Origin of the sequence: Microbacterium sp. (assembly GCF_035687345.1) — a bacterium.
Classification (GTDB): Bacteria; Actinomycetota; Actinomycetes; order Actinomycetales; family Microbacteriaceae; genus Microbacterium.
In genome coordinates, this window is sequence record NZ_DASRXZ010000107.1 from 1 (window position 1) to 2774 (window position 2774).

At 72.2% G+C, this 2774-nt stretch carries 3 protein-coding genes and 1 pseudogene; 2 read left to right on the top strand and 2 right to left on the bottom strand.

Annotated features, from left to right (window positions below; translation table 11 throughout):
* Positions 1 to 288: pseudogene (locus VFF97_RS12060) on the bottom strand (AAA family ATPase); the annotation flags it as partial.
* Positions 289 to 416: 128 nt separating this feature from the next.
* Here VFF97_RS12060 and VFF97_RS12065 point away from each other — a divergent pair.
* Positions 417 to 1001: a mismatch-specific DNA-glycosylase gene (locus VFF97_RS12065; protein WP_325033739.1), complete on the top strand. Its 585-nt coding sequence runs from the start codon at positions 417 to 419 to the stop codon at positions 999 to 1001.
* A gap of 10 nt (positions 1002 to 1011) precedes the next feature.
* Here VFF97_RS12065 and VFF97_RS12070 read toward each other — a convergent pair whose 3' ends face one another.
* Complete coding sequence (locus tag VFF97_RS12070) at positions 1012 to 1524, bottom strand: MarR family winged helix-turn-helix transcriptional regulator (RefSeq protein WP_325033740.1); 513 nt, start codon at positions 1522 to 1524, stop codon at positions 1012 to 1014.
* 133 nt (positions 1525 to 1657) lie between these two features.
* Here VFF97_RS12070 and VFF97_RS12075 point away from each other — a divergent pair.
* The coding region (locus VFF97_RS12075) for an FAD-binding oxidoreductase (RefSeq protein ID WP_325033741.1) at positions 1658 to 2774 on the top strand (1117 nt) is incomplete at its 3' end.

The window sequence follows — 2774 nt, forward strand, 5'->3', positions numbered from 1 at the left end:
GCCCTCGCCCACGATGCGTCCGAGGCACAGGTCGAGGCGGAACCGCCGCAGGGTGCGCAGGCGCGACGTCAGCCGGTGGATCTCGAGGTCGCGGTCGAGCGCAGCCTGGCCCGAGCCGGCGGGGGAGAGCCGTTCGGCGTCGAGCCGCGCCGAAAGGTCGGCGATCTCGTTGTCGAGGGTGTCGGCCATGAGCGCGAAGTGGCGCTCGTCGTCCGCGATGAGACGCGGATCGGCTTTGGCGGCGAGGTTGTCGGGAAGGTCGAATACGTGCGTGGTCAGTCGAGTCACGTCCTCAGCTCCGTAGGGGACGTCAATTGTGCCTCTGACCGGGGGTCTTGCGGCAAGACCCCACCCCCTCGGTATCCTGGAGATGCAAGGAGGCGCGGTTGCGCGCGCCGCTGGGGGAGGCTGGGGCGATGGGATTCACCCGCGCCGAGCTCGAGTCGTATCGCGGCCGCGGCATCCCCGATCTCATGCCGGAGCGTCCGCGGCTCGTCTTCGTCGGCATCAACCCGGGCTTGTGGACCGCTGCGACCGGCGTGCCGTTCGCGCATCCGGGCAACCGCTTCTATCCCGCCCTCGTCGCGGCGGGCGTCATCCCGCGCGTACCGCGCATCGACGGCGCGGGGGCGGGGCTCTCACCCGACGACCGACGGATGTTCCTCGATGCGGGCATCGGCATCTCGAACTTCGTGAACCGGGCGACCGTGCGCGCGGACGAGCTCTCGCGCGAAGAGCTGCGGGCGGGAGCCGAAAGACTCGAAGCGGATGCCGCCCGCTGGCGCCCACGCGTCGTCGCGATCGTCGGGCTGACCGCCTACCGGACGGGCTTCCGGCGGCCACGCGCCGTCGCCGGCAAGCAGCCGGAGACGCTCGCGGACGCGGAGCTGTGGGTCGTTCCGAACCCGAGCGGGCTCAACGCGCACGACACCATCGCGTCGCTCGCGGAGGCCTACGCGGCGCCGGCGCGCGCCGCGGGGGTGCTGGCAACGGACCCGTGATCCGCAGTGCTCACGGGGTGGCGCTGGATGCGCCTTCGGCGGGGGAGTCGGCCGGGTCATCCGACGCGGATTGGTCCGCGGCCACGGCGGACGCGGCCTTCATGAGCAGCCGTTGGAACTCGGCGCGCTCGTCGGCGTCGAGCGCCGCGAGCACATGGTCCTGCGCGCGCGTGACGAGCGCGCACAGCTCTCCGGCCACGTCGGCACCGCGGTCCGTCGCGACGATGCGCCGCTGCCGGCGATCGTCGGGATTGGCGTGCCGCTCCACGAGCCCGGCTGCTTCGAGATCGTCGACGACGTAGGTCATCACGGTGCGGTCGATGCCGAGCCTCTGCGCGAGCGCGAGCTGGCTCGGCTGACGGCCGTTCACCACCACCTCGGCGAGCACCTCGTAGCCGCGCGTGCCTTGCGGGAGGTCGGAGAGGATCGGCGACACGCGATCGCGATACGCCCGCAGGAGCACGCCGAGGGCCCATCCGAAGTCCTGGGTGATCGGCGGATGTTCGTGCTCTGCGGAAGCCATGAACCCATGGTATGGCAGACCAGTTGTCACAGCATTGATCTGTGGGGAATATCATCTGTCGTCGCGCGTTATAGGAATCCGCACCGCCACACGGCGGGAGCTCCACGCGCCCCGCGCGGAGCGGGAAGGAACAATGGACATCGACCTCGGCATCGTCGTGCGGGCGACGGACGAGCAGCGGGCCGGCGTCGCGACCGGGCTGGCACGGCTGGCTGAAGAGCGCGGACTCGACCTCGTCGTCGTGGACGCCGCCTCCACCCAGGGGACGCTCGACCCGTGGACCCTCGCGGCATGGCTCGCGGGCGCGACGAAGCGCATCGGCATCGGCATCGACCGGCCCCTCCCGCCGGCTCCCGACCCCACCGACAGCACCGCCCCGTACCCGAGCGTGATCGAGAGAGCGCGCGAGAGCCTCGAGAGAATCGCGCGCGGACGCGTCATGACGGATGCCTCGGCGTGGGTCGTGGCATCCGCCGATGCCGACGCCGCGACCCTTGCCGACCTGGCCGCGCGCGACGGCCTGCCGGTCGTCGTGCCCGTCTCCTCTCGCGAGGAGCTCGAGCGCGTCGCGTCGTTCGTGCCCGACCGCAGTGGCGCGAAGGGGCGGCGGCGCTCTGCGGCCGCGCGCGCACGGCGCGTCGCCGGAATCGACTACGACGGCGTGCCCGAGTCGCTCGCCGAGACGGCGGTCGAGCCGGGCGACGCCGAGTACGCGTCGGTGGCGTCGACGTACCTGCGGGGCGGGCAGCCCGGCCTCGTGCTGCGCCCGCGGACGCCCGAAGAGGTCGCCGACGCGCTCGCGTTCGCTTCGCGGCATCCGGATCTTCCGCTCGGCATCCGCAGCGCCGGCCACGGCATCAGCGGCCGCTCGACGAACAAGGGCGGGATCGTGATCGATGTCGGCGCGATGGACTCGATCGAGGTGCTCGACGTCGAGCGTCGCCTCGTGCGCATCGGTCCGGGCGCCACGTGGAAGCGCGTCGCCGCGGCGCTCGCGCCGTACGGCTGGGCCCTCGGCTCGGGCGACTACGGGGGCGTGGGCGTGGGCGGGCTCGCGACCGCGGGCGGCATCGGATTCCTGTCGCGCAAGCACGGCCTCACGATCGACCACCTCCGTGCTGTCGAGCTCGTCGTGCCCGATGGGCGTCTCGTGCGCGCCACGGCGACCGAGAACGCGGACCTCTTCTGGGCCGTGCGCGGTGCGGGCGCGAACTTCGGCATCGTGACGGCCTTCGAATTCGAGGTCTCGG

What these genes read in the sequence shown, in the direction of transcription:
- VFF97_RS12065 (WP_325033739.1), top strand. Translation starts at nt 417, where the DNA reads ATGGGATTCACCCGCGCCGAGCTCGAGTCGTATCGCGGCCGCGGCATC.
- VFF97_RS12070 (WP_325033740.1), bottom strand. Translation starts at nt 1,524, where the DNA reads ATGGCTTCCGCAGAGCACGAACATCCGCCGATCACCCAGGACTTCGGA.